Annotated in this window: 23 protein-coding genes; 14 read left to right on the forward strand and 9 right to left on the reverse strand. The window is 67.4% G+C overall.

Going from position 1 to position 22,902, the window contains the following annotated elements; genetic code table 11:
- Nucleotides 1–75 precede the first annotated feature (75 nt).
- Both TX80_RS02310 and TX80_RS02315 read left to right on the forward strand, forming a co-directional pair.
- Entirely contained in the window at nt 76–2,529 is a 2,454-nt protein-coding gene (locus tag TX80_RS02310) for a beta-glucosidase family protein (RefSeq protein ID WP_049921256.1), read from the forward strand.
- A gap of 64 nt (nt 2,530–2,593) precedes the next feature.
- Complete coding sequence (locus TX80_RS02315) at nt 2,594–3,703, forward strand: Gfo/Idh/MocA family protein (RefSeq protein ID WP_049921257.1); 1,110 nt, start codon at nt 2,594–2,596, stop codon at nt 3,701–3,703.
- Between the two features lie 20 nt (nt 3,704–3,723).
- Here the strand turns inward: TX80_RS02315 and TX80_RS02320 are convergent, their stop codons facing one another.
- Nucleotides 3,724–4,119 (reverse strand): hypothetical protein, encoded by a 396-nt coding sequence (locus TX80_RS02320; RefSeq protein ID WP_049921258.1) that lies wholly within the window; start codon nt 4,117–4,119, stop codon nt 3,724–3,726.
- A gap of 664 nt (nt 4,120–4,783) precedes the next feature.
- On the opposite strand from TX80_RS02320, the gene TX80_RS02325 reads away from it, so the two are divergent.
- Together TX80_RS02325 and TX80_RS02330 are read left to right on the forward strand one after the other, a co-directional pair.
- Nucleotides 4,784–5,359, forward strand: coding sequence for a DUF7342 family protein (locus TX80_RS02325; protein WP_049921259.1), 576 nt, complete (start codon nt 4,784–4,786; stop codon nt 5,357–5,359).
- A complete protein-coding gene (locus TX80_RS02330) occupies nt 5,356–5,802 on the forward strand; it encodes a hypothetical protein (RefSeq protein WP_049921260.1) in 447 nt (148 codons plus the stop codon). Before TX80_RS02325 ends, TX80_RS02330 begins: the two co-directional genes overlap by 4 nt.
- Before the next feature lie 184 nt (nt 5,803–5,986).
- Here the strand turns inward: TX80_RS02330 and TX80_RS02335 are convergent, their stop codons facing one another.
- The 4 genes from TX80_RS02335 to nikB are packed head-to-tail and all read right to left on the reverse strand — an operon-like array spanning nt 5,987 to nt 11,539.
- Nucleotides 5,987–7,525 (reverse strand): ABC transporter substrate-binding protein, encoded by a 1,539-nt coding sequence (locus TX80_RS02335; RefSeq protein WP_049921261.1) that lies wholly within the window; start codon nt 7,523–7,525, stop codon nt 5,987–5,989.
- Entirely contained in the window at nt 7,522–9,681 is a 2,160-nt protein-coding gene (locus TX80_RS02340) for a dipeptide ABC transporter ATP-binding protein (RefSeq protein WP_049921262.1), read from the reverse strand. Before TX80_RS02340 ends, TX80_RS02335 begins: the two co-directional genes overlap by 4 nt.
- Nucleotides 9,682–9,683: 2 nt before the next feature.
- Nucleotides 9,684–10,550, reverse strand: coding sequence for a nickel transporter permease (nikC, locus tag TX80_RS02345; protein WP_154658583.1), 867 nt, complete (start codon nt 10,548–10,550; stop codon nt 9,684–9,686).
- A gap of 47 nt (nt 10,551–10,597) precedes the next feature.
- Nucleotides 10,598–11,539, reverse strand: coding sequence for a nickel ABC transporter permease (gene nikB, locus TX80_RS02350; protein ID WP_049921264.1), 942 nt, complete (start codon nt 11,537–11,539; stop codon nt 10,598–10,600).
- A 382-nt stretch (nt 11,540–11,921) separates the two neighbouring features.
- Here nikB and TX80_RS02355 point away from each other — a divergent pair, with 382 nt between their 5' ends.
- On the forward strand, nt 11,922–12,284 hold the full coding sequence (locus tag TX80_RS02355; protein ID WP_154658554.1) for a hypothetical protein: 363 nt from the start codon (nt 11,922–11,924) through the stop codon (nt 12,282–12,284).
- A gap of 12 nt (nt 12,285–12,296) precedes the next feature.
- On the opposite strand, the gene TX80_RS02360 is transcribed toward TX80_RS02355, so the two are convergent.
- Complete coding sequence (locus TX80_RS02360; protein ID WP_049921266.1) at nt 12,297–12,545, reverse strand: hypothetical protein; 249 nt, start codon at nt 12,543–12,545, stop codon at nt 12,297–12,299.
- A 116-nt stretch (nt 12,546–12,661) separates the two neighbouring features.
- Between TX80_RS02360 and TX80_RS02365 the strand changes: the two genes are divergently transcribed.
- The 4 genes from TX80_RS02365 to TX80_RS02380 all read left to right on the forward strand — a co-directional run bounded on the left by TX80_RS02365 (nt 12,662) and on the right by TX80_RS02380 (nt 15,980).
- Entirely contained in the window at nt 12,662–12,907 is a 246-nt protein-coding gene (locus TX80_RS02365) for a DUF7385 family protein (protein ID WP_049921267.1), read from the forward strand.
- 214 nt (nt 12,908–13,121) lie between these two features.
- The gene (locus tag TX80_RS02370; protein ID WP_049921268.1) at nt 13,122–14,354 is read left to right on the forward strand and encodes an HD domain-containing protein; all 1,233 of its coding nucleotides are present in this window, start codon (nt 13,122–13,124) and stop codon (nt 14,352–14,354) included.
- Nucleotides 14,355–14,410: 56 nt separating this feature from the next.
- Entirely contained in the window at nt 14,411–15,442 is a 1,032-nt protein-coding gene (locus tag TX80_RS02375) for an amidohydrolase family protein (protein ID WP_049921269.1), read from the forward strand.
- Between the two features lie 61 nt (nt 15,443–15,503).
- Nucleotides 15,504–15,980: a universal stress protein gene (locus tag TX80_RS02380; RefSeq protein WP_049921270.1), complete on the forward strand. Its 477-nt coding sequence runs from the start codon at nt 15,504–15,506 to the stop codon at nt 15,978–15,980.
- Between the two features lie 10 nt (nt 15,981–15,990).
- Here the strand turns inward: TX80_RS02380 and TX80_RS02385 are convergent, their stop codons facing one another.
- Nucleotides 15,991–16,929 (reverse strand): biotin--[acetyl-CoA-carboxylase] ligase, encoded by a 939-nt coding sequence (locus TX80_RS02385; RefSeq protein ID WP_049921271.1) that lies wholly within the window; start codon nt 16,927–16,929, stop codon nt 15,991–15,993.
- Between the two features lie 155 nt (nt 16,930–17,084).
- On the opposite strand from TX80_RS02385, the gene TX80_RS19265 reads away from it, so the two are divergent.
- A complete protein-coding gene (locus tag TX80_RS19265) occupies nt 17,085–17,255 on the forward strand; it encodes a hypothetical protein (RefSeq protein ID WP_195893017.1) in 171 nt (56 codons plus the stop codon).
- A gap of 38 nt (nt 17,256–17,293) precedes the next feature.
- Here the strand turns inward: TX80_RS19265 and TX80_RS02390 are convergent, their stop codons facing one another.
- Nucleotides 17,294–17,956: a hypothetical protein gene (locus TX80_RS02390; RefSeq protein ID WP_049921272.1), complete on the reverse strand. Its 663-nt coding sequence runs from the start codon at nt 17,954–17,956 to the stop codon at nt 17,294–17,296.
- 202 nt (nt 17,957–18,158) lie between these two features.
- Between TX80_RS02390 and rqcH the strand changes: the two genes are divergently transcribed.
- Both rqcH and TX80_RS02400 read left to right on the forward strand, forming a co-directional pair.
- A complete protein-coding gene (rqcH, locus tag TX80_RS02395; protein WP_049921273.1) occupies nt 18,159–20,291 on the forward strand; it encodes a ribosome rescue protein RqcH in 2,133 nt (710 codons plus the stop codon).
- A 62-nt stretch (nt 20,292–20,353) separates the two neighbouring features.
- Nucleotides 20,354–20,605, forward strand: coding sequence for a hypothetical protein (locus TX80_RS02400; protein WP_049921274.1), 252 nt, complete (start codon nt 20,354–20,356; stop codon nt 20,603–20,605).
- A gap of 179 nt (nt 20,606–20,784) precedes the next feature.
- On the opposite strand, the gene TX80_RS02405 is transcribed toward TX80_RS02400, so the two are convergent.
- Nucleotides 20,785–21,309: a hypothetical protein gene (locus tag TX80_RS02405; protein ID WP_049921275.1), complete on the reverse strand. Its 525-nt coding sequence runs from the start codon at nt 21,307–21,309 to the stop codon at nt 20,785–20,787.
- A gap of 139 nt (nt 21,310–21,448) precedes the next feature.
- On the opposite strand from TX80_RS02405, the gene TX80_RS02410 reads away from it, so the two are divergent.
- Nucleotides 21,449–22,516 (forward strand): mRNA surveillance protein pelota, encoded by a 1,068-nt coding sequence (locus TX80_RS02410; RefSeq protein WP_049921276.1) that lies wholly within the window; start codon nt 21,449–21,451, stop codon nt 22,514–22,516.
- A gap of 49 nt (nt 22,517–22,565) precedes the next feature.
- A complete protein-coding gene (locus TX80_RS02415) occupies nt 22,566–22,868 on the forward strand; it encodes a hypothetical protein (protein ID WP_049921277.1) in 303 nt (100 codons plus the stop codon).
- Nucleotides 22,869–22,902 lie beyond the last annotated feature (34 nt).

Genomic DNA, 22,902 nt, shown 5'->3' on the forward strand with positions numbered 1-22,902 from the left:
CGATTCGTTTCCGCTTCGTAGTCCGACCGTATAACTGGAATATTTATTACTACCCGAGTTCCGAAATTACCCGCTATGTCGAACGGTAATTCGAACGTGGATGGATCGAAAGCGATCAGCGAGTCGCGGCGGGCGGTCATCAAGGCGACCGGGACCGCAACGGCGGCATCGACGATGGGGTTTGGAGCGAACGGCGCGGCGGCGGACGGCGGCCGCCGCGAGATCGATCGTCTGGTCGACGAACTGACGCTCGAGCAGAAGGTCGGCCAGATGACGCAGGTCGCGATCGGCGAAGACGGCGAGGGGCTCGATCCGTCGGATCCCTTCGAGACGTATGACGAGCCTGCGACGGTCGGGGACCTGTTTACCGAGTTTCACGTCGGGTCGATCCTCCACGGCGGTGCATCGGGACCGACGTTCGACGGCGAGGAGTTCGTGTCGGGGCTCAACGACCTCCAGCAGTACAACCTCGAGCAGTCGACGCACGGCGTCCCGTTCCTGTGGGGCGGCGACGCCCTCCACGGGAACACCCTGCTCGACGGCTGCACGAGCTTTCCCCAGCGGCTCAACATGGGCGTGACCCGCGACATCGATCTGGTCGAGGCGGCGGCGACCCACACCGGGACCGAGATCGCGGCGATGGGGGGTCACTGGATCTTCGGCCCGACGGTCGACCTGCTGCGGGACATGCGGTGGGGCCGGTACTTCGAGGGACACAGCGAGGATCCGATCCTGGCGGGCGAGATGGCCACGGCGCGAGCCCGAGGGTTCGAACGCAACGGCCGCGTCGCCGCGACGGTCAAACACTTCGCCGGCTACGGGACGCCAACCACCGGCAAGGACCGCGCCCACGCCCGGACGTCGATGCGCGACCTCCGTAACAGACAACTCCCGGCCTACGAACGCGCGCTCGAGGAGGCGAAGACGGTGATGGTCAACAGCGGCGCGGTCAACGGTAAGCCGGCCCACGTCTCCCGTTGGCTGCTGACCCAGGTACTGCGGGAGCGGTTCGGCTTCGACGGGGTCGCCCTGACCGACTGGGACGACTTCGAGCGGCTGCGTTCCAACCACGAGTACCTGCCCGACACGGAGGCAGGGTGGCGTCGGGCGGTCAAGCGGGGGATCGAGGCCGGCGTCGACATGCACATGTGCGGCGGCGAGACGCCGCCGGCGGCGTTCATCGAGACGACGATCGACCTGGTCGAGAGCGGTGACCTCCCGGAGGAACGCATCGACGAGTCGGTCCGGCGCATCCTCGAGCTCAAGCAAGACCTCGGCCTGTTCGAGGCACCCTACGCAGACGAGGGCGAGATCGGCGACCTCGTCGGCGGCGCACGGGACGTCTCGGAGCGACTCGCCAAGGAGTCGCTGGTCCTGCTGAAAAACGAGGCCGACGCGCTGCCGCTGTCGGACGACGAGGCGGTGTTGCTGACCGGGCCGGGCGTCGAGGACGGGACACCCAACCGGTTCCTGATGCAACACGGCGGCTGGACGCTCGGCTGGCAGGGGATCGAGGACGGCGACCTAACCGATGACGGGCCGCGACCGCGCCAGAATACCGTCGCGAGCGAACTCGAGGCGCGGCTCGGCGATCGACTCAGCCACGTCCCCACGGAGTTCCGCGCGGCACCGTACGAGAGCGTCCAGAACTTCGAAAACGGCTTTTTCGACGTCACGGACGAGCAGGAAGCGGCGATCGTCGACACCGCCGACGCCGCGGAGACGGTCGTCGTCGTGCTCGGCGAGGGGCCGCACAACGAGGGCTACGGCGATCGCGACAAGATGCGCTTCCCCGAGGCACAGCGGGACCTGGTCGATCTCGTCGACGCGGAGACGGACGACGACACGACGCTCGTCGGCGTCGTCCTCGCCGGGAGCCCGCGGGGGACACAGGAGACGTTCGCGCACCTCGACGCGGTCCTCTTCGCCGGCCAGCCCGGCAGCGACGCCGGCGTCGCCGTCGCAGAGACGCTGTTCGGCGACTACAATCCGTCGGGGAAGCTGCCGTTCACCTGGGAGGCCAACGTCGGCCACGTGCCCCAGTGCTACGACGATTATCCGCCGCGCCAGTCCGTCGGTGCCGAAGACGAGACGGTCCAGTACGAGTTCGGCCACGGGCTCTCGTACACCGACTGGGAGTACTCGGGACTCGAGCTCTCGCGGGAGACGATCGGGACGCCCTCGACGAAAACGTCCATCACCGCGCGGGTAACCGTCGAAAACACGGGCGGGATGGCCGGCGAGCACGTCGTCGAGGTGTACAACGTCGAGTCCTACGGCTCGGTGCTCCAGCCCCGCCGCCGACTGCTTGGCTTCGAGCGCGTCCGGGTCGACGCCGGCGACGCCGAGACAGTCGAGATCGACCTCGATCTCTCGGCGCTCGAGGTCGTGCCGGGAGACGTCCCGGGCCACCGGCGACCGGTCGTCGAGCCGGGGACGTACGGGATCGCGGTCGGCGACGAGACGGCGACGCTGACGATCCGGAACGCCGGCACGATCACCGATTCCGAACCGATGCCCGAGCCGTAGGGCGACGAGGGCCGCGTTCGCGCCGACGGAAACGTCTAACAACGCCTCGAGTGAAGGCCAAGGCATGACGCTCGAAGTCGGCGTGCTCGGCTACCGGTTCATGGGAAAAGCACACGCAAACGCCATGGCGCGGCTGCCGATGTTCTTCCCGGATGCACCGGATATCGAGCGCACCGTTTTGGTCGGCCGCGACGAGGACGCGCTGTCGGACGCCGCCGACCGGCTCGGATTCGACTCGATCGCGACCGACTGGGCCGACGTGATCGACGACGTCGACGCCTTCTATAACCTCGGCCCGAACCACGTCCACGCCGAGCCCTCGATCGCCGCGCTCGAGGCCGGGACGCCGGTCTTTTGCGAGAAGCCGCTCGCGCCGACCCTCGACGAGGCCGAACGGATGGCCGCGGCGGCGCGCGAGGCGGACGTGCCCGCCGGCTGTGCGTTCAACTACCGGTTCGTGCCCGCGATCCGCTACGCGAAGGGGCTGCTCGAGGACGGCGAACTGGGCGAGATCCGCCACGTCCGCGGCCGGTACCTGCAGGACTGGCTCGTCGATCCCGAGGAGCCGTGGTCGTGGCGAAACGACGCGGAACTGGCCGGGTCGGGCGCGCTGGGCGATCTCGGCGCACACACCGTCGATCTCCTGCGGTTTCTGGTGGGCGATCTTGCGGGCGAGATGACCCGCGTGAGCGGCCACCTGCGGACGTTCGTCGACGAGCGGCCCGTCGAGGGCGGCGACGAGACCCGGCCGGTCACCGTCGACGACGCCTACTCCGCACAGGTCGCGTTCGAGAACGGCGCGATGGGAACGCTGGAGGCCTCGCGGGTCGCGGCGGGGCACAAGAACGATCACACCGTCGAGATCCACGGCTCGAAGGGGAGCCTGCGGTTCTCGCTCGAGCGGCTGAACGAACTCGAGGTGCTCCGCGAGGGCGACCGGGGGTACGAGACGGTGCTGGTGACCGACGCGGACGATCCGTATGTCGACCACTGGTGGCCGCCGGGGCACGTGCTGGGCTGGGAGCACACGTTCGTCCACGAGAACGACGAGTTCCTGCGTGCCGTCGACGAGGGCGGCGAGTTCCACCCGAGTTTCGAGGACGGCCTCGCCGCCCAGCGCGTGCTCGCGGCGATCGAGGAAAGCGACGAACGCGGCGAGTGGGTGTCGCTGTAGGCGGCGGACTCGAGGCCGGTTTACGGGCCGACCCCGCACTCGGGACGAACGGCGGTGGTTGGGAGGGCCTGTGGATGCGGTTGGGAGCGGCCGTCGTCCCACAGCGTGGAGTCGGCGTGCCGCCCGGCCCGAGTCGGTTCGTGATCGCGACTCGAGCCCGGAGCCTGCGGCCCGTTACTCGCTCGCGGGGTCGCGGGCGTCAGGTTCCTCGCTCGAGGTCCCGGCGTCTGACCGCCGATCGAGGATCCCGGCGAGACCGGACAGCCACACGGGCCGGCGGTGGCCTCGAGCGGGCCGGCCACCGACACCCGCAGGATCGGCGTCCCACAGCGCGGGCACGGCGTCGCCCACGACGGCGGATCGGGGTCGGTTCCGTCGGCGTCGTCGTCGGGAGTCTCGCGACGTCCGTCGGTCATCGTCCCACCCGTTCGGTGCCGACGTCGCGGGCGAAAGCGGCGATACGGCCGGCCGACGCGGTCGGCTCGAGGCCCGCCCCTCGAGCCGCCGCGGCGGACGCAAAGCGGCGAGCCGGAACGGCGGGGCGGCGACCGCATCCGGAACGGACGTGTGCGGACGCTGTCGCTGGTCGGATCGGACGGTACTGCCGTCGTGCGGGACGTTTATATCCCGGTAGAATGTACGCAATCATGGCTTCAAAGCCGAGTGGGCTTTGGAAGCCACGTCTCGGGTGTCCCTAGCACCCGGGGCATTCAGCGAATGCCCTTCGGAACGTGACTTCCATTCTGCGTATTGCCGTCGGATAACTTATATTTACTGTTAGAAGTTTGATTGATCTCTGCGGACCGGCTGGCGGCAACCGCACGCGCCGCGATCGGCTCGAGTGGCAACCGGATGTCTGGGAAATCGGAACCTACCGCGCGAGTCCGCCGTCTCTCCGCGGGCGGCACGGTCCCCGCGTACTGAAGACTTGATCGCGTGGCGGGGCCGGGTGACGGAGACGTTCACCGACCGCGTCGTCGACGGTCCCTCGAATGAGTGTGGTATTCCGAATGCGCTCCGCCGTTCACGGATTATTCCGTAGTGGCTGGATTTATCCCGTTGAAGAACGATGGTACGTCTATGAAAGAACCGCGCCCGGACCGGAAGGCGAACGCCGACGAACGCGCGGAGCCGCCGGATTTCGACGGGCTGACGCCCCCTCGAGAACTCGTTCGCGGTGAGCGCACGCGCGACGATTTCTTCGATGCGGTTCTCGGACTCGATAGTCCTGCAACCGTCAGCGACGTCGCTGACCGCGCCGGCCACGGGGTCGACGCGGCGAGGGAGTATCTGGAGTGGTTCGAGCGGATGGGGATCGTCACGCAGGTCACCGAATCGCCGGCGACGTACGAGCGAAACCGGGAGTACCTGCGCTGGCGTCGCGTCCAGCGGCTCCGAAAGCAGTACGCTACCGATGACCTTCTCGAGTTCCTGAACGCGGCGGTAGAGCGCGACGAGAAATACGCCGAGCTGTTCGACGCCGACTCCCCGAGCGCGGTTTCGGTCACGGCACACGCATCGAGAACCGATCGATCGATAGCGGACGTCTGGAAGGACGTTTCCGCGTGGAAGACGACCCGTGAGCGGATCGCCCTCCTCGAACGGGCGCTCCCGACCGGATCCGGTACGTCGACCGAGGAACGGTCCGCCGTATGACTGACGGCGGCGACGGGACGGAACGGCCCGACGACAGCAGCGGCGCGCCGACCGATTTCGATCGCCTCGAAATCATCGCGGAACGGCTGTCTACCGACGATCGCTTTGCCCGGGTCGTTCTTCGACCCGAGTTCGCTCCGGATCGACTGGTATGCGTCTACGATTCCGGATTCTACCCGAGCAGCGTTCACACGGCCCGTCTGGAGATCGTGTGGTTCGAGAACGGGGACTTCTCGATCCATTACCACGAGGAGCAGCGCGACGGAACGTTCGATCACCGATGGGACCGGCATCCGTCGGAGCACAACGCGCGTGACCACGTGCATCCGGGACCCGATGCGCCGACGCCGGGGGCGGACACGACGCATCCGCCGGACTGGCGTGACGTCCTCTCGATGGCCCTCGCCGAGATCGAGGACCGACAGCGGGCCTTTTGGACCTAAGCCCCCCTCGTCGACCCTGCTGCCGTCGCGAGCGGCGTCGGGATGGCGGTCGATATCCGGGCCGACGTAACCGGGGCCGCCATGCCGGGGCCACCACTTCCAGCTCTCGTCGACCTCCTCGTCGGCTGGCCGCTCGGCCGCCTGATGGACCCTCGCTCGGAACCGTAGTCCATTGCGGCCGCGGTCACTCGAGGGTGACCGACTCGAGGCCGTACCGCGACTCCGTCGGGTGCGGTTCGTAGCCGCCGAGCTCGGCGGTCGTCGCGACGACGTTCGTGTAGTTCGTCAGGAACGCGATCGGTGCCTCCTCGAGGACGATCGACTGGACCTCGTGGTACCGGTCCAGCCGTTCCTCGCGATCGGACCGTTTCCGGGCTTCCTCCAGAAGCGTATCGACCCGTTCGTTCTCGTAGCCGTGGAACAGCGTCGATTCCGTCGAGTGGAACATCTCGGCGAGCCGGTCCGGATCGGGGTACCAGAGCATCCCCCACGAGGAGAGATAGCCGTCGAACGTGCCCTGTGAGACCGCGTCGATCATCGCGTTGTACTCCATCGTCGTCACGTCGACGTCGAACCCGACCCGCCCGAGCTGGTCCTGAATCGTCTCGGCGATCAGCGGCAGGCTCCGGGCGTCGAACGTGTGGAACTCGATCGACAGCGACCCGCCGTCGCGGGTCCGGACGCCGTCGCCGGCCGTCCACCCGGCGTCGGCGAGCAGGGACCGCGCCCGAGCGGGCGCGTGGGGATGGCCCTCGAGATCCGGGTTGGCCCACTCCGTCACCGACTCGGGGAACGGGCCGACGGCGGGGTCGTCGACGCCCTCGAGGAGCGTGTCCGTGATCGCCTCCCGATCGATGGCGTAGCTCGCCGCCCGCCGAACGCGGGCGTCGTCGAACGGGGCCGAGGTCGTATCGAACGCGAGGAACCTGATCCGGGGGATCTCCGGCGTGTAGACGTCGATCTCGTCGGCCGACTCGAGCGAGTCGACCATCTCGGCCGGGAGGATCCGCGCCATCTCGAGTTCGCCGTTCTCGAGTTTCATCCGGCGGGTCTGGTCGTCCGAGACGACCTCGTAGCGGACGGACTCGATCGAGGGGATCTCGCCGTAGTAGTCGTCGTTTCGAACCGCCCGGAGTTTGGACCCGGGATGAAACGAGTCGAAGACGAACGGGCCGGTGCTGACCGGCTCCGCGACCGCGCCGTCGTCGTCCGGGAGGGCTGCCGGACTGAGGAGGACCGCTTCGTTTCGCGAGAGGTGGGCCGGCAACGGCGCGAACGGAACGGCGGTCTCGACCTCGACGGTCAGGTCGCCGGTCGCGTCGATCGTCTCGATCGGAAGGTCCGCGAACGCCGTCGACGCGGCGGTCCGACGGAGCGACGCGACGGCCGCCGCCGCGTCGAGGGACTCGCCGTCGTGGAACGTCACGCCCTCGCGGAGCTGAAACCGCCAGGTGTGATCGTCGAGGCGCTCCCAGTCGGTCGCAAGCCCCGGCGCGGGGTTGGCGTCGTCGTCGACCCGGACCAGCGCCTCCGTGATCCCGAGCCGTCGCAGCGTGTGTCCGCCGTCGAGGGGATCCCGGTTGGCGTCCCACGGCGAGCCGATGCGAACGTCGGCGTCCGCGCCGTCGCCCGAGAGACAGCCCGAGAGCGCGAGCGCGCCAGCGCCGAGCGTTGCCTGTAGTGCGGTACGTCTGTCGATCGTCAGTCGTGGGGTTTCACTCATCGTCGATCATAGTTGCTCCGTGTCTCGTCCACGTCGGTTCGCTCGCTCGAGCGGCCGTTCCGATCGTCGGGGGACCATGCCGTCGCGTACAGACACCGTGATCGGACCCCGTCGATGGACTCGAGGGCCGGTTCGGTCCGCGAGCAGTCCGGTCGGGCGATCGGACAGCGGGAGTGGAACGAACAGCCGTCGGGCGGCGACGCGGGGTCGGGTGGCTCCGCCGAGCCAAGCGCCCGGTCGGTCTCGCCGCGGTCGCCCGGGATCGCGTCCAGCAGCGCGTGCGTATACGGATGCGTCGGCTGCGAGAACACCCGCGTCGCCGGCCCGACTTCGACGAGTCGGCCGAGATACATCACCGCGATGCGGTCGGCGACGTGGCGAACGACGTCGAGGTCGTGGGAGACGAACAGGGACGCGAACCCGAGCGCGTCTTGCAGGTCGGCGAGCAGGTTGAGAATCCGCGCCTGCGTCGAGACGTCGAGCGCCGCCGTTGGCTCGTCGAGGACGAGCACGGCCGGATCGAGCGCGAGCGCGCGGGCGATCGCGACGCGCTGGCGCTGGCCGCCCGACAGCTGTCCCGGATACCGGTCGGCGTACTCGAGGGGCAGATCGACCAGTGAGAGGAGGTCCGTGACCCGTTCGCGCCGGCGCGAGCGCTTCCAGCCGGCCTCGGACAGCGGATCGGCGATCGACTCGGCCACCGTTCGCTTCGGATCGAGACTCGTCCCCGGGTTCTGGAAGACGAACCCGACGTCGGAACGCTGGGCGGCCGTTCGCGAATTGACGTCGCCGACGCGCTCGCCGCGGAGTCGAACGGTCCCGGCGGTGGGGGTCTCGAGGCCCGCGATGAGCTGTGCCAGCGTCGACTTGCCACAGCCGCTCTCGCCGACGAGGCCGACGGTCTCGCCCGCACGAAGCTCGAGGCTGAGGTCCCTGACGGCCGTCCTCCCGTCCTCGGCTCCGCGCCCGAGGAGCCGATCGACGAGCGACTCGGACTGCCGAAAGGTCTTCGTGACGCCCTCGAGTTCGACGACCGGTTCGTCGGGTCGGGGTTCGTCCGTCGATCCCCTGCGGGTCCGCGAGAAGTCACGCGCGTCTCCGGCTGGTTCCGGTTTCGCCCGCAGCGACTCGAGAGACGCTTCGCGTGCTCCGGGAACGCTACAGCGGACCGTGTGGTCGTCGCCGACGGAAACGACCGGCTGGGACGTGTCGTGACAGCCCTCGGTCGCGAACGGACAGCGGTCCGCGAACGCACAGCCGTCCGGCGGCGCGGAGCCGTCCGGCGGCGTCCCCTCGACCGTCGGCAGCCGCGTTCCCGGCTCGAAGCGGTGGGGAAGACAGCCGAGCAGCGCCTTCGTGTACGGGTGGGCGGGGTTCGAGCGGAGCCGCTCGGTCGGCCCCTGTTCGACGACGACGCCGTCGTACATGACCACGATCCGATCGCACAGCTCCGAGACGACGCCGAGATCGTGGCTGATCACCAGCATTCCCGTTCCGTACTCGTCGTTGAGTTCGGCGAGTCGATCGAGGATCGCCGCCTGCGTCGTGGTGTCAAGCGCCGTCGTCGGCTCGTCGGCGATCAACAGCGACGGCCGGCGGGCAAGCGCGATCGCAAGCATCACCCGCTGGCGCATGCCGCCGCTGAACTGGTGGGGGTAGTCGTCGATCCGCGCTTCAGGTCGGGCGATCCCGACCGTCTCGAGCAACTCGAGCACCGTCGATCGCGTCCGCCGCGAGCGGAGCCGGGAACTCATCCCGGCGGCGAGTTCGCGGACGAACGGCTGGCGATCCGGATCACGGCGGACCCGCAGCGCCTCGGCGATCTGCTCGCCGATCGGATAGGCCGGGTTGAGCGTCGTCGACGGGTCCTGAAAGACCATCGCGAGTTCGCGACCGCGGAGCCGCCGCAGCGTCCGGTCGTCGGCCGCCGTGAGATCGTCCCCGTCGAACCGAATGCTGCCCGCGGTGATCTCGCCGGGCTCCTCGAGCCTGGTGATCGCCCTCGCGGTGACGGACTTGCCACAGCCGCTCTCGCCGACGAGACCGACGATCTCGCCGGGAGCGACCGCGAACGATGCCCCGTTGACCGCGTGGATCGGTCCCGATCGGGTCCGAAACCGGACGTGAAGGTCCTCGACCTCGAGTGCACCGCTCACGGTCAGGGTCGCCTCCGTTGGTCGGTCTCTACGTGATCGGGGTCCAGCACGTCCCGCAGCCCGTCGCCCAGCAGGTTGAAGCCGACGACGGTCGCCGCGATCGCGACGCCGGGCGCGGTGGTGAGCCACGGGGCCGACCGGAGGTAGTCCCGCCCGCCCGCGATCATCGTCCCCCACTCGGCCGTCGGCGGCTGTGCGCCCAGTCCGAGAAAGGAGAGTCCCGCAGCCGCGAGCACGACGGTCCCGATGTTGAGGGTCGCCAGGACGAGGACGGGACTGACGACGTGGGGCAGCAGGTGTCGCCTGACGATCCGTCGCCGCGGGGTTCCATAGAGGCGGGCCGACTGGACGAACGGGCGGTCTTTCACGGCGAGTGCGCTCGCCCGAACAACCCGTGCGTACGTCGCCCAGCCGACGACCGACAGGGCGATCACGACGTTCGTGAGGCTCGGGCCGAGCGCGCCGGCGATCACGAGCGCCAGCACGAGTCCGGGAAAGGCAAGCTGGACGTCCACGAGCCGCATCAACGCGGCGTCGACCAGTTCGCCGCCGGTAGCCGCGAGCAACCCGGTTGCGGTCCCGATGGTGAGTCGAACGAGCGTCGCGACGACCGCCAGCGCGAGCGAGACGCGGGCTCCGTAGACGAGCCGTGTCGCCACGTCCCGGCCGAGCGCGTCGGTTCCGAGCGGATGCGCGAGCGACGGTCCCTGTAGGCGGGCGTCGAGGGCCTGCGCCGTCGGATCGTACGGCGTCAGCACGGGACCGACGACGGCACCGAGCGCGAGGAGACACACGATCCCGCCGCCCAGCCGGATCCGGAAGTTCGTCCGGAGTGCGACACCGAACCGGGACCGCGAGAGCGTGCGCATCCGTGCTCCGAGGGCCGCCAACCGCGAGCCGCGAGCGTCGCGGTCGCTCACGCCCGGTCACCTCCTTCGAGGCGCGGATCGAGCGCGACGTACGCGAGGTCGACGAGCTGGTTCGTCACGACGAAGGTAAACGCGGTCACGAGCACGACTCCCTGGACGATCGGGTAGTCACGGGCGAAGACGGCGTCGACGAGCAACGTCCCGAGCCCCGGCCGCTGGAAGACGACTTCGACGACGACCGCGCCGTTGAGCACGAACCCGAACTGGAGGCCGACGATCGTCACGACCGGCACGAGGGCGTTCCGGAGCGCGTGTTTGTACACGACGAGCCGTTTACGGACGCCCTTCGAACGTGCGGTATCGACGTAGTCGGCCTCGAGCACCTCGAGCATCGAGGTCCGGACGAGACGCGTCACGACCGCGGCCATGCCGGTTCCGAGGGTAAGCGCCGGCAACACGAGGTGACCGAGCGTCCCCGCACCCGAGACGGGGGTCAGGCCGAGCCACAGCGAGCAACACAGGATCAACAGATACCCGAGCCAGAAGTTCGGGACGGAAACGCCGAGCAACGCGACGAACTGGCAGGTGCGATCGATCCAAGTGTCTCGGTGGACGGCACTCAGGACCCCAGTCGGGACGGCCAACAGCAACGAAACGGTCATCGCCGCCAGCGCGAGCTCGAGGGTGTTCGGCAGGTGTTCGAGCAACAGCGAGGTGACGGGCTCCGATCGGTAGTACGACGTGCCGAGATCCCCCCGGAGGACGTCCGACAGCCACGAGAGATACTGAACGACGAACGGTTCGTCGAGACCGTGTTCGGCCCGAAAGGCACGGAGTTCCTGCTCGGACGGCGGCCGCTGTCGTTGTTCCCTGAGGATCGTATACGCCGGGTCGCCCGGCGTCAGGAAGACGAACCCGTACGTCAGAAGCGATACGCCGCCCATCACGATCGAAAGCGATCCGAGCCGGGAGAGCAACGTCCGTAACATAGCACTGGCTACCCCGCGTACGGCTCGCGGCCGCTCGAGGCCGGATCGATGGCGATCGGGTCCCCCATCCAACTAAAGTTTAGATACTGAAATGTAGCTTGTAAAGCTTCGGATTCCGCTTTTCCGGTGGGAGTGAGCGGTCGGTCGAGGGGCGGACTCGAGACGGCGAAATCGGCCTCGCCGCGACCGAGCGGTCGTTGGCGACTGCACAACGGAACGACGGAGACGACCGGTCGAGCTCGAGTGACAGATCGGGATGTCACAGGCGACGATTAGCCGGCTCGGCGGTATTTCCGACCTTTATTTGTAATATGATTAAATGTAAATGCATACTATTCAGAAGCGAAAGTAACATTCTGTGGGTGTGAGATAGAATGCAGGTATGAACACCAGTAGACCGCTTTCGGTCTCGGTTCTCGCAACGTTATCGATCCTGTTCGGGTCGCTGTTCGTTATCAGCAGTCTCCAGCACTACTCATCGTCCGCGTCCCCGTTGCGCAGTATGTACGGTGCGGGGCTGGTGGTAATCGGCGCGGGACTCTTTCGGGGCCATCTGTGGGCGTGGCGTGGCGCGATCCTGTTCATCCTCGTCGGAGTGGGTGAGAACACCGTCGGGATAGTCGAACGCACCACCGGTGATATCGTCGGCACCCCCGACACGGTCGTCGGTATCTTCGTCAGCCTCCTGTTGATCGTCACACTGTTCGTCGAGCGGCCGTGGTTTTCGGACGACGGGAACGGGTAGCCGAGACGGTGTTCAGGCGGATTCGATTCTGGTCACGGTGTGTATCTCGTCGTATCGGATACTCCCCTCGTCGAGGGGCTGGCCGTCGAGTTCGAGGTAGCCGGGCTCGAGGCCCGTCACTTCGCCGGTCAGCGTGTGTTCCTCGCCGCCGGTGCGGTCGGCTTCGCGAACCTCGACCGTGTCGCCGATTTCGATGTGGTCGCTGACGAGTTCCGCGGCCCGTCCCGCGTCGGCCTCCGATGGGATTGTCAGTTCGGTCATCGTCCGGGACGAGGGGTTCCACGGGGGTAAACGCCGCCGCGTCAGGTGCTGGGGCGTTTTGTACCGGTGGCACGCGGCAACAACGGTTATGTGCACGACCGGGCGTCGATACTGGTATGAGCCGGATCGACCTCGCGGACGGGTTCAGCATCCACGACTATCGGTCGAAACTCAAGCTGTTGAAGGACTCGGGCGAGACGCGGACCCTCGAGAACCGGGACGGCCTCCGGTGTCCCGCGTGTGACGCCGCGTTCGACCGCCTGTTCGTCACCGAGCGACGAACGGCCACGTTCGACGTGCCGCCGGAGCGCCCCTTCTGTCTCGCACGGACCGGCGACAAACTACTCCTTTGCACCCACTGACAGGGACGGGGATCGATCCGCCGGCTACTCCTCCCACTGGGTCGAGATGTACAACAGCGCGATCAGACAGAGGATCACGATCACGAACAGCGCGACCGTCATGAGCTGTGGGGCTGTCATACCGGCCGTTCGAAACCGCCGATAAAAGGACTGGCGGTCGACCGACCCGTAACTGCGACGACAGCTTTTCCACGATAGCGCAAAAACAGGGGATATGAAGACGATCAAGGACAGCGTTCACGATCACATCGCTGTCGACGGCGTCGCCCGCGAGTTGCTCGATACGCCGGCGGTCCAACGGCTCCGGCGGATCAGCCAACTCGGGACCGTCTCGCTGGTCTATCCCTCCGCCAATCACACCCGCTTCGAACACAGCCTCGGCGTCTACCACCTCGCCTGTCAGGCCCTCGAGCACCTCGGCGTCGGCGGAAAACAGGCCGACCGGGTACAGGCGGCCGCGTTGCTACACGACGTCGGGCACGGCCCCTTCAGCCACAACCTCGAGTCGTTGACCTACCGCCGAACGGGCCGCTATCACGACGACGTCCACGACCTGCTCGCGGACGGCGAGGTCGGCGACGTGTTGCGCGCCCACGACCTCGAACCCGACATCGTCGCCGGCCTCGTCGCCGGCGAGGGCCGGTTCGGACAGCTCGTTTCTGGCGAACTCGACGTCGATCGGATGGACTACCTCGTTCGGGATGCCCACCACACGGGCGTTCCCTACGGAACGATCGATCACGGACGGCTGGTCAGGGAACTGACCTTCGTCGACGGAGAACTCGTCCTGGACGAAGGGAACGTCCAGACGGCCGAGAGCCTGCTTGTCGCGCGGGCGCTGATGAACCCGACCGTCTACAGCCACAGCGTCGCCCGGATCAGCAAGGCGATGCTTCGGCGGGCCGGCGAACGGCTGCTCGAGTCGCCGGACGCCGACGTCGACGCCGAAACGCTGCAGCGGATGGACGACGCCGACCTGATCGTGGCCCTGCGTTCGTGTGCGGCGACCAGCGAGTTCTCCCGACGGCTGGATCGGCGGGCATTGTTCAAGCGAGCCGTCTGGGCCGAGATCGACGACGTCCCCGGCGGCGTCATCGAGGCCGACCACGAATCGATCCGGGCGTTCGAGCGCGAAATCGCCGCCGAAGCGGGCGTCGATCGAGAGCACGTGATCCTCGACGTTCCCGGTCGGCCGTCGATGACGGAGTCGACCTCGCGCGTGATGGTAAACGGCGACATCCGGCGGCTCGAGCAGCAGTCGCCGCTGGTCGAGGCGCTCCGGGCGGCCCAGTACTCGCAGTGGCGACTGGGCGTCTACTCGCCCCGGGACCTGCGCGAGCAGGTGGGGCGGGCCGCCGTCGACGTGCTCGGACTCGATATCGACGGGGCGCTGGTTAGCGAGGTTCGCAACGGGCTCGACGCGACGCTCGATCAGTTCGTCGACTAGGACGGCCGGGAGTTCCACGTCGAACCGTTGAAGGAACTACCCACGAACAGTCCGCTATGGAACGAACCGGCACGATACTGCGTGGACGCGAGTTCGAGCCCATCGAGGGACGGGTAGTCGTCGACGAGGACGGCCGGGTCGAGGCCGTCGAGGCGGAGTCGGTCGACAGTACCGACATCATCGTCCCGGCGTTTGTCAACGCCCACACCCACATCGGGGACTCGATCGCGAAGGAAGCAGGCGGGGGCCTCTCGCTCGAGGAACTGGTCGCGCCGCCGGACGGGCTGAAACACCGGCTGCTCCGGAACGCCGACCGCGAGGAACTCGTCGCCGCGATGGAGCGATCGCTGCGGTTCATGCAGCAAAGCGGCACGGCGGCCTGTCTCGATTTCCGCGAGGGCGACGTGTCCGGCGTTCGCATGCTCGCGGACGCGGCGGCCGGACTCGAGGTCGACGCGCTCTCGTTCGCCCGGGGGTCGGTCGACGCGATGCACGAAGGCGACGGGTTCGGTGCGAGCGGAGCGAACGACGACGAGTTCGGCCGCGAGCGGACGGCGACCCGGGAGGCGGACAAGCCCTTCGGCATCCACGCCGGCGAGGTCGACGCGAGCGACATCGACCCGGCGCTCGATCTGGAACCGGACTTTCTCGTCCACGTCGTCCATCCGGAGCCGGCACACCTCGAGCGGATCGACGACGAGGCCGTGCCGGTCGTCGTCTGTCCGCGCTCGAACCTCGTAACCGGCGTCGGCCTGTCGCCGTACGCGGAACTGGCCGAGCGGACGACGCTCGCGCTCGGGACCGACAACGTGATGCTCAACTCGCCGTCGATGTTCCGCGAGATGGAGTTTCTCGCCAAACTCTCGGAGCTGCCCGCCGACGAAATCCTCCGGATGGCGACGGTACACGGGGCCGACATCGCCGACCTCGAGTACGGGGTGATCGAGCCGGGTCGGGAGGCCCGACTGCTGGTCCTCGACGGCGACTCGGACAACCTCGCCGGCGCGCGCGATCCGGTCCGGGCCGTGGTTCGGCGGGCCGGCGTCGACGACATCCGCGAGGTCGTCTTCGGACGTACGTCGACGTGAGGGGCGGCGTTTTCACGACAACGTTATTATAGCGTCGCGAACTACGTTATCATATCGCACGATGTACGACCGTATCCTCGTCCCGACCGACGGCTCCTCGGAAGTCGAGCGCGCCCTCGAGTACGCGTTCGATCTCGCACACACCCACGACGCGACGATCCGGGCGATCTACGTCGTCAACACGACCGGGTACGGAGGGTTACCGATGGAGACCGCCTGGGAAGGGATCAGCGACGCGCTCCGTCGGGAGGGCGAGGCCGCGATCGGTCGGGTCGAGGAACTCGCGCCCGGCGATATCGACGTCGAAACGGCGATTCTCGAGGGCGTTCCCAGTCGAGTGATCGTCGACGAAGCCTCGCCCGAAGTCTGTGATCTGGTCGTGATGGGAACGCACGGTCGCGGCGGGATCGATCGACTCCTTCTCGGGAGCGTCACGGAGCGGGTGGTCCGGCGAGCGCCGGTCCCGGTGCTTACGGTCCACGTCGATTCGGAGGCGACGGACGAACAACCCGACGAGCCACGCGTCGCCGTCGAGTAATCGCCGGCAGTCAGACGGGACGGAGGTGCTCGCAATCGCCCGCGGAAACGGTGACACGGCCGTCGTCGGTCTCGAGCACGAGCGCCCCCGAGTCGGTGACGTCGACGGCGTCGCCGACGAGTTCGCCACCGGGGCGGTCGATCCGAACGCGCTGGCCCAGCGTCAGCGTCAGTTCGCGCCAGTCCGGAACCACGGTCTCGAGGTCGGTCCGGTAGTCGTCGAACGTCTCGAGAAGCCGCTGGACGAACCGTCGCCGATCGACGTCGCCCGCTTCGTCGCGGATGCTCGTGGCACCCGCCGGGAGGGTCGCGGCGTCGACGTTCGCGTTGAGGCCGACCCCGACGACGAGCCACTCGATACGATCCGTCTCGCCCTCCATTTCCGTGAGAACGCCCGCGAGCTTTCGGTACCCGCCGTCGTCGCCGGTCGGGACGACCACGTCGTTGGGCCACTTGATCCGCGCGTCGACGCCCGCTTCCCGGACGGCCCGGGCGGTCGCGACCGCAGTGGCGAGCGTATACAGCGGTGCCTGCGGCGGCGCGATCGCCGGTCGTGTCACGATGCTCGCCCAGACGCCGCCCGACGGCGCTTCCCACTCGCGCTCGAGGCGACCCCGTCCCCCGGTCTGTTCGTCCGCGAGCACGACCACGTCCGCGGCCCCCTCGGTCGCCCGCGTTCGGGCCAGATCGTTCGTGCTCCCGACGGAATCGTGGTATTCGACGGTAAACGGGGCCTCGAGTCCGTACTCGACCGTCGGACCGTTGTACGCCGTCACCGCCGTGAGTTCGTAGCCGTCCGGCCCGCTGTCGATCTCGAACCCCACGTCACGGAGCGCGTCGATGTGTTTCCAGACGGCGGCCCGCGATACCCCGAGTGCGTCGGCGAGGTCGGGTCCCGACACCGGACCGTCGGACAGCGACTCGAGGATCGATCGTCGCGTCTCGTTCATACCCGGGAGCGGGGTCCGCTTGCACTTCAATCGGCGGGATCACCGCCGTCACCGATCGTCGCGGTTGCCGACCGGTTCCCGCACCGACCAGTCCCTAGGCTTTTGGTGTCGCTCGATCGATCTACGACTAAGAGTGGGGTGTGTTAGCACCAATCATGAAAGTTGGAACACGCTGTACGGTCTGTGGAACGAGCATCGACGACGAACGGGTCCACTACTGCGAGACGTGTGGTCGTGGCGTACACGAGCGGTGTGAACAGTACGAGACGACCTTCGAGTGTCGGCACTGCGGGGACGAGACGTGGATCGGCGCGGTCGAGTTCTGAGACCGTCGCCGGTCGATCCGGAACCGACCGGATGGCGGTCAGTCGATCGTGATCTCGAGTTCGAGGATACCCAGATACGACTGGTCGCTGCCGCCGCTGGTGCGGAACTCGGTTGGGGTCGAGTTTACGTACTCGTAGAACTCCGATTGGGTCGAGGGCAGCATGATCGATCCGTCCTCGCTGCGGAGATACGCGGGTGCGTTGGTCCGCTCGATTCGGTCCTTCCGCTCCTGCCAGTCCTCGCCGGCATAGAGGTAGACGCCGAACGAGAACCGACCCGCGGCGACCGCGTCCCGTTTCGTCGCGAACTGCTCGGCCTCCTCGATCCGGTACTCCTCGTCGCTCAACCAGGCGACGGCCGCCATCCCCTGTGTTCGAAGGAGATAGACGTCCCAGGACAGCGTCCGGTCGAACACCGCCCAGGTGTTGCGCGGCCCGACGGAATCGACCTCGACGCTGAAGGCGGGCCGCCCACGGGAGCCGGATGGTTCGTGGACGAACGTGGCGTCGTAGCCGGGAACGCGAATGCCCCGGTCGTGATAGACGACGCCGTCGGCGTCGATCTCGATGTCGGCCGCGCCCTCGGCGGTCAGCTCCTCGACCAGATCCAACACCGGGATGCCGCCGGCTTCCTCGAGTCGATCGAAGAAGGACGGGATCTCGTAGACGTCGGTCCAGCCGTGGGCCTGCGCTGCGGTCATGGGTATCGACGACCCCCGTTGACGGAACTGCCTGAGGAACGGGTCCGCTCGAGCGACGATTCGACGACAGCGTCGTTCATGTGTGCGTTCAATGGATCGGTCCGGATTAGCCTTTCCGACCGCGGGCGGACGGGCGGCGACGCGAACCCGAGCGGCAACCGGGAGCGACACGTCTTTTTGACAGCGCCGGGCAGTTGGAGGTATGGATTCAAAGCGGGAGCTCACCAGCGTCGACCTCGCCGCCCTCGTCGAGGAGTTCGGGGCCTACGAGGGCGCGAAGGTCGACAAGGCCTATCTCTACGGCGACGACCTCGTGCGACTCAAGATGCGGGACTTCGATCGCGGCCGCATCGAACTGGTCCTCGAGGTCGGCGAGGTCAAACGCGCACACACGGTCGCACCCGAGCGGGTTCCCGACGCCCCCGGCCGACCGCCGCAGTTCGCGATGATGCTCAGAAACCGGCTGTCTGGTGCCGACTTCGTCGGCGTCTCCCAGTACGAGTTCGACCGCATCCTCGAGTTCGTCTTCGAGCGCGAGGACGGCACCACCCGGATCATCGTCGAACTGTTCGGCCAGGGCAACGTCGCCGTCACCGACGGCGAGTACGAGGTCATCGACTGCCTCGAGACCGTCCGCCTGAAATCCCGGACCGTCGTCCCGGGCTCGCGCTACGAGTTCCCCGAGAGCCGGACCAATCCGCTGACGGTCTCCCGGGAGACCTTCGAGCGGGAGATGGACGACTCCGATACGGACGTCGTCCGGACGCTTGCGACCCAGCTCAACTTCGGCGGGCTCTACGCCGAGGAACTCTGTACGCGCGCCGGCGTCGAGAAGGGACTGGACATCGAGGACGCCGACGAAGACGTTTACGGACGACTTTACGAGGCGATCGAACGGCTCGCACTGGACATCCGGAACGGGAACTTCGATCCGCGGCTGTACCTCGAGGCCGACGGAGACGAGGAGGGAGACGACGCCGACCGCGTCGTCGACGTCACCCCGTTCCCGCTCGAGGAACACGTCGAACTGGCCGGGGAGCCATACGAGTCGTTCCTAGCGGCGCTCGACGACTACTTCTTCCGGCTCGAGCTCGAGGACGAGGAAGAACCGGACCCGACCGACCAGCGCCCAGACTTCGAGGCGGAGATCGCCAAACACGAGCGGATCATCGAGCAACAGCAGGGAGCCATCGAAGGGTTCGAGCAGGAGGCCGACTCGCTCCGGGAGCAGGCCGAACTGCTGTACGCCGAGTACGGACTGGTCGACGACATCCTCTCGACGGTCCGGGAGGCTCGCGAGCGGGATCGCTCGTGGGACGAGATCGAAGCCCGCTTCGAGGAGGGAGCCGAGCGCGGCATCGAGGCCGCCGAGGCGGTCGTCGACGTCGACGGTAGCGAGGGAACGATCACCGTCGACCTCGACGGCGAGCGGATCGACCTCGTCGCCCGCGACGGCGTCGAACAGAACGCCGATCGACTCTACACCGAGGCAAAGCGCGTCGAGGAGAAAAAGGAAGGCGCGCTGGCGGCCATCGAGGACACCCGCGAAGATCTCGAGGCGGTCAAGCGCCGCCGCGACGAGTGGGAAGCCGACGACGGCGACGGGGACGACGCCGACGAAGACGAGGAAGAAGACGAGCGGGACTGGCTCGCCGAGCCCTCCGTCCCGATCCGCGAGAACGAACCGTGGTACGACCGCTTCCGGTGGTTCCACACGAGCGACGGCTACCTCGTGATCGGCGGCCGCGACGCCGATCAGAACGAGGAACTCGTCAAGAAGTACCTCGAGCCGGGCGACAAAGTCCTCCACACGCAGGCCCACGGCGGTCCCGTCACCGTCTTGAAGGCGACCGATCCCAGCGAGGCCTCCTCGAGCGACATCGAACTGCCCGAATCGAGCATCGAGGAGGCCGCCCAGTTCGCGGTCTCGTACTCGTCGGTCTGGAAGGACGGCCGCTACGCGGGCGACGTGTACGCCGTCGATTCGGATCAGGTGACCAAGACCCCCGAAAGCGGCGAGTACCTCGAGAAAGGCGGGTTCGCGATCCGGGGCGATCGGACCTACTACCGCGATACGCCGGTCGGTGCCGCCGTCGGCATCCAGTGTGAGCCGTACACTCGCGTCATCGGCGGCCCGCCGTCGGCTATCGAGGGGAAGGCGGTGACGACGATCGAACTCGAACCCGGCCGGTACGCACAGGCCGACGCGGCAAAGCGGCTGTACCGGCGATTCCGTGAGCGGTTCGAGGACGAGACGTTCGTCCGCAAGATCGCCAGCCCGGACCGCATCCAGCATTTCATGCCGCCGGGCGGGAGTCGGATCGCCGAGGAGTAACGCAGTCCGATACCGATCGTATTCGGACGAACCCTGATGTGGCCGGCGCCAGTAGTTTCCGTATGGTGGGTTCGATAGCCGGAGCGATCGGCCACCTCGAGCCGTTGCAGGTCGAACCGACGGCCGGGATCACTGCGGTCGTGGTCGTGGCGCTGATCGGTGCCGTCGCGTTCATGATCTATCTCGCGTTCGGGACGCAGGGCCGACAGTCGACCGCCGACGCGGGTGCGGATAGCACGGTCCAGTCACCCGACGAGTCCGGGGCCGATGCGATGCAGGCCGACGGGGACGAGCCCGAGACACCACGGGAGTAAGAACGACGAACGGCCGTCCAGCGGCGGGACGGAAAAGCGAGTAAGTGGCGGTGGTTCTACGCCGATCGCACAGTTGCCGTGCGATCGGGTGTGCCGAACGAGCGACTCGAGATACTCGAGCGTTCATCTCTCGACAGGACGCCGATCGACACCAACAGGAAACCGAAGCCGACCCGGTATCAGCCGTCGACGTCTCCGGGATCCGCGTTGTGCTCGATCCGATCGGCCCACTGCCGTTGGCTCTCGTCGTACGACGCCCCGAGAGCGATCAAGAACCCGATGATCGCAGTCACGAGGGCGATGCTGCCGACGGCGACGACGGCGATCGGGAGCACCGATCCCGGGAGGACCTGTGCGGAGGTCAGCAGCGACACTGCCGTCACGGCCGCGATCAGCGCGAGGAGGCGACCGAACCGGCCGGTATCGAGTCCCTGTCCGGCGTCATCGCCACCGATATCCAGCAGTTCGTTCAGGACCCCGTCGTACTCGTCGCCGCCGGCGACGTTCCCGAGCGAGTGGATCGAATGAGCGACCCACAGTCCTGCGGTGAGGTTGAGCAGCGCGACGAACGAGACGAGACCGAGTTTCCCCTCGACGAACAGCCCGACCAGAACGGCGTTGACGAACGCAAGCGCCATGAGCGCGTGGATCGCGAGCGAGCGCGTTCCGAAGTCTTCGAAAAGCGTAACGTGTGCGAGCTTCATGCTATATATTGACACGCAATTGAGATACGACTGACCCCTAACTGTGTCAACTTCGACGGCGAGAAACCGACGCGAGACGGGAGACGGACGCGAACGCGGGATCGCAGCCCACTTACCGTCACCGCGAGAAGCCACGCCCATGCAGATCAAAGACCGGGAACAGGTCGAGGGCGGCCGCGTTCGGGTGACCGTCGTCCCCGAGAGCGTCGACGACCTCTGGCATTTGCAGTACGTCCTCGAGCCCGGCGATCGGGTCGCGGGCGATACGACCCGGCGGATCCAGCGCAACGACGACCAGATGCGCGATACCGGCGGCGAGCGCGAGCACATGTGGGTTGCCATCGCCGTCGATGACGTCGAGTTCCACAAGTTCGCCAACCGGCTGCGGGTCGGCGGCGAGATCGTCGCCTGCTCGCGCGAAGACCAACTCGGCTTTCACCACACGCTGAACGTCGAGGAGCGCGACGAACTCTCGATCGAGAAGCGGTTCAAGCCCGATCAGGAGGCCCGCCTCGAGGAGGCCGAGGAAGCGACCGAGAACCCGGACGTCGCCATCGCGACCGTCGAGGAGGGACAGGCCCACGTCCATACGGTCGCCCAGTACGGCACCGAAGAACGGGCGACGATCACCGGTCCCACGGGCAAAGGCGAGTACGCCCGCGAGCGCTCGGAGCTGTTCTCGGAACTCGGTGCCGTCCTCGAGCGGCAGGACGCCGACGCGGTCATCCTCGCCGGCCCCGGCTTTACGAAACAGGACGCCTACAAGCACCTCGAGGAGAACCACCCCGATCTCGTCGAGTCGATCACGATGGTCGACACGGCAAGCGTCGGCGACCGCGGGGTCCACGAGGTGCTCAAACGCGGTGCCGTCGCGGACGTCCAGCAGGAGACCCGCATCGAAAGCGAGGCCGAGTACATCGACGAACTCACCGAACGCATCGCACAGGGGGCGAAAGCCGCCTACGGCCCCGAAGAAGTCGAGAAAGCCGCCGAGTTCGGCGCGATCGATCGCCTGCTCGTGCTCGACGACCGCCTGCGGAAGGAACGGGGTCCCGACGGCGAGTGGGACGTCGACGTCGACGAGATCGTCCGCACGACCGAGCAGAAAGGCGGCGACGTGACGGTCTTCTCGAGCGAGTTCCCGCCCGGCCAACAGCTCTCGAACCTCGGCGGCATCGCGGCGCTGTTGCGGTATCGCCTCGAGTGAGCAGGCGGGGCCGGAACTGCTACGGCGTCCGTGTCCGTAGCCCCCGGTCGTGAACTCCCTGCTGTGGGCGCTGGCCGTGCTCTGGTACGGCGTCGGCGATCTGGTTTCGACGCACGCAGGGCTCGAGTACGACGGTCTCGAGGAGGGACAGCCGCTGGTCCGGGCGATACTCGGCGACCCGCCGTCGACGTGGCGGTTCGGACTTTTCAAGGCCGGCCTCCTCGGCGTCTGCTACGTCGGCTACGCCGCGCTCGAGGGGTACCGCATTCGATTCCTCGTCCCGGCCGGGCTCGCCGCGGTCGGCGTCGCCGCCGTGTCCAACAACGTCCGGGCGATCCTCGAAGCCCGATGAGGTCGGTCCTCCGCCGATTCGATCGGCCCCCACA

It is taken from the genome of Halopiger djelfimassiliensis (assembly GCF_000455365.1).
In the GTDB taxonomy this organism is placed as follows: domain Archaea; phylum Halobacteriota; class Halobacteria; order Halobacteriales; family Natrialbaceae; genus Halopiger_B; species Halopiger_B djelfimassiliensis.

Coding starts and splice junctions, on each gene's coding strand:
- TX80_RS02400 (WP_049921274.1), top strand. CDS start 20,354: ATGGTGGGTTCGATAGCCGGAGCGATCGGCCACCTCGAGCCGTTGCAG.
- TX80_RS02390 (WP_049921272.1), bottom strand. CDS start 17,956: ATGACCGCAGCGCAGGCCCACGGCTGGACCGACGTCTACGAGATCCCG.
- TX80_RS02385 (WP_049921271.1), bottom strand. CDS start 16,929: ATGAACGAGACGCGACGATCGATCCTCGAGTCGCTGTCCGACGGTCCG.
- TX80_RS02370 (WP_049921268.1), top strand. CDS start 13,122: ATGAAGACGATCAAGGACAGCGTTCACGATCACATCGCTGTCGACGGC.
- TX80_RS02360 (WP_049921266.1), bottom strand. CDS start 12,545: ATGACCGAACTGACAATCCCATCGGAGGCCGACGCGGGACGGGCCGCG.
- TX80_RS02310 (WP_049921256.1), top strand. CDS start 76: ATGTCGAACGGTAATTCGAACGTGGATGGATCGAAAGCGATCAGCGAG.
- TX80_RS02320 (WP_049921258.1), bottom strand. CDS start 4,119: ATGACCGACGGACGTCGCGAGACTCCCGACGACGACGCCGACGGAACC.
- TX80_RS02380 (WP_049921270.1), top strand. CDS start 15,504: ATGTACGACCGTATCCTCGTCCCGACCGACGGCTCCTCGGAAGTCGAG.
- TX80_RS19265 (WP_195893017.1), top strand. CDS start 17,085: ATGAAAGTTGGAACACGCTGTACGGTCTGTGGAACGAGCATCGACGAC.
- nikB (WP_049921264.1), bottom strand. CDS start 11,539: ATGTTACGGACGTTGCTCTCCCGGCTCGGATCGCTTTCGATCGTGATG.
- TX80_RS02315 (WP_049921257.1), top strand. CDS start 2,594: ATGACGCTCGAAGTCGGCGTGCTCGGCTACCGGTTCATGGGAAAAGCA.
- nikC (WP_154658583.1), bottom strand. CDS start 10,550: ATGCGCACGCTCTCGCGGTCCCGGTTCGGTGTCGCACTCCGGACGAAC.
- TX80_RS02375 (WP_049921269.1), top strand. CDS start 14,411: ATGGAACGAACCGGCACGATACTGCGTGGACGCGAGTTCGAGCCCATC.
- TX80_RS02355 (WP_154658554.1), top strand. CDS start 11,922: ATGAACACCAGTAGACCGCTTTCGGTCTCGGTTCTCGCAACGTTATCG.
- TX80_RS02335 (WP_049921261.1), bottom strand. CDS start 7,525: ATGAGTGAAACCCCACGACTGACGATCGACAGACGTACCGCACTACAG.
- TX80_RS02365 (WP_049921267.1), top strand. CDS start 12,662: ATGAGCCGGATCGACCTCGCGGACGGGTTCAGCATCCACGACTATCGG.
- TX80_RS02410 (WP_049921276.1), top strand. CDS start 21,449: ATGCAGATCAAAGACCGGGAACAGGTCGAGGGCGGCCGCGTTCGGGTG.
- TX80_RS02405 (WP_049921275.1), bottom strand. CDS start 21,309: ATGAAGCTCGCACACGTTACGCTTTTCGAAGACTTCGGAACGCGCTCG.
- rqcH (WP_049921273.1), top strand. CDS start 18,159: ATGGATTCAAAGCGGGAGCTCACCAGCGTCGACCTCGCCGCCCTCGTC.
- TX80_RS02330 (WP_049921260.1), top strand. CDS start 5,356: ATGACTGACGGCGGCGACGGGACGGAACGGCCCGACGACAGCAGCGGC.
- TX80_RS02325 (WP_049921259.1), top strand. CDS start 4,784: ATGAAAGAACCGCGCCCGGACCGGAAGGCGAACGCCGACGAACGCGCG.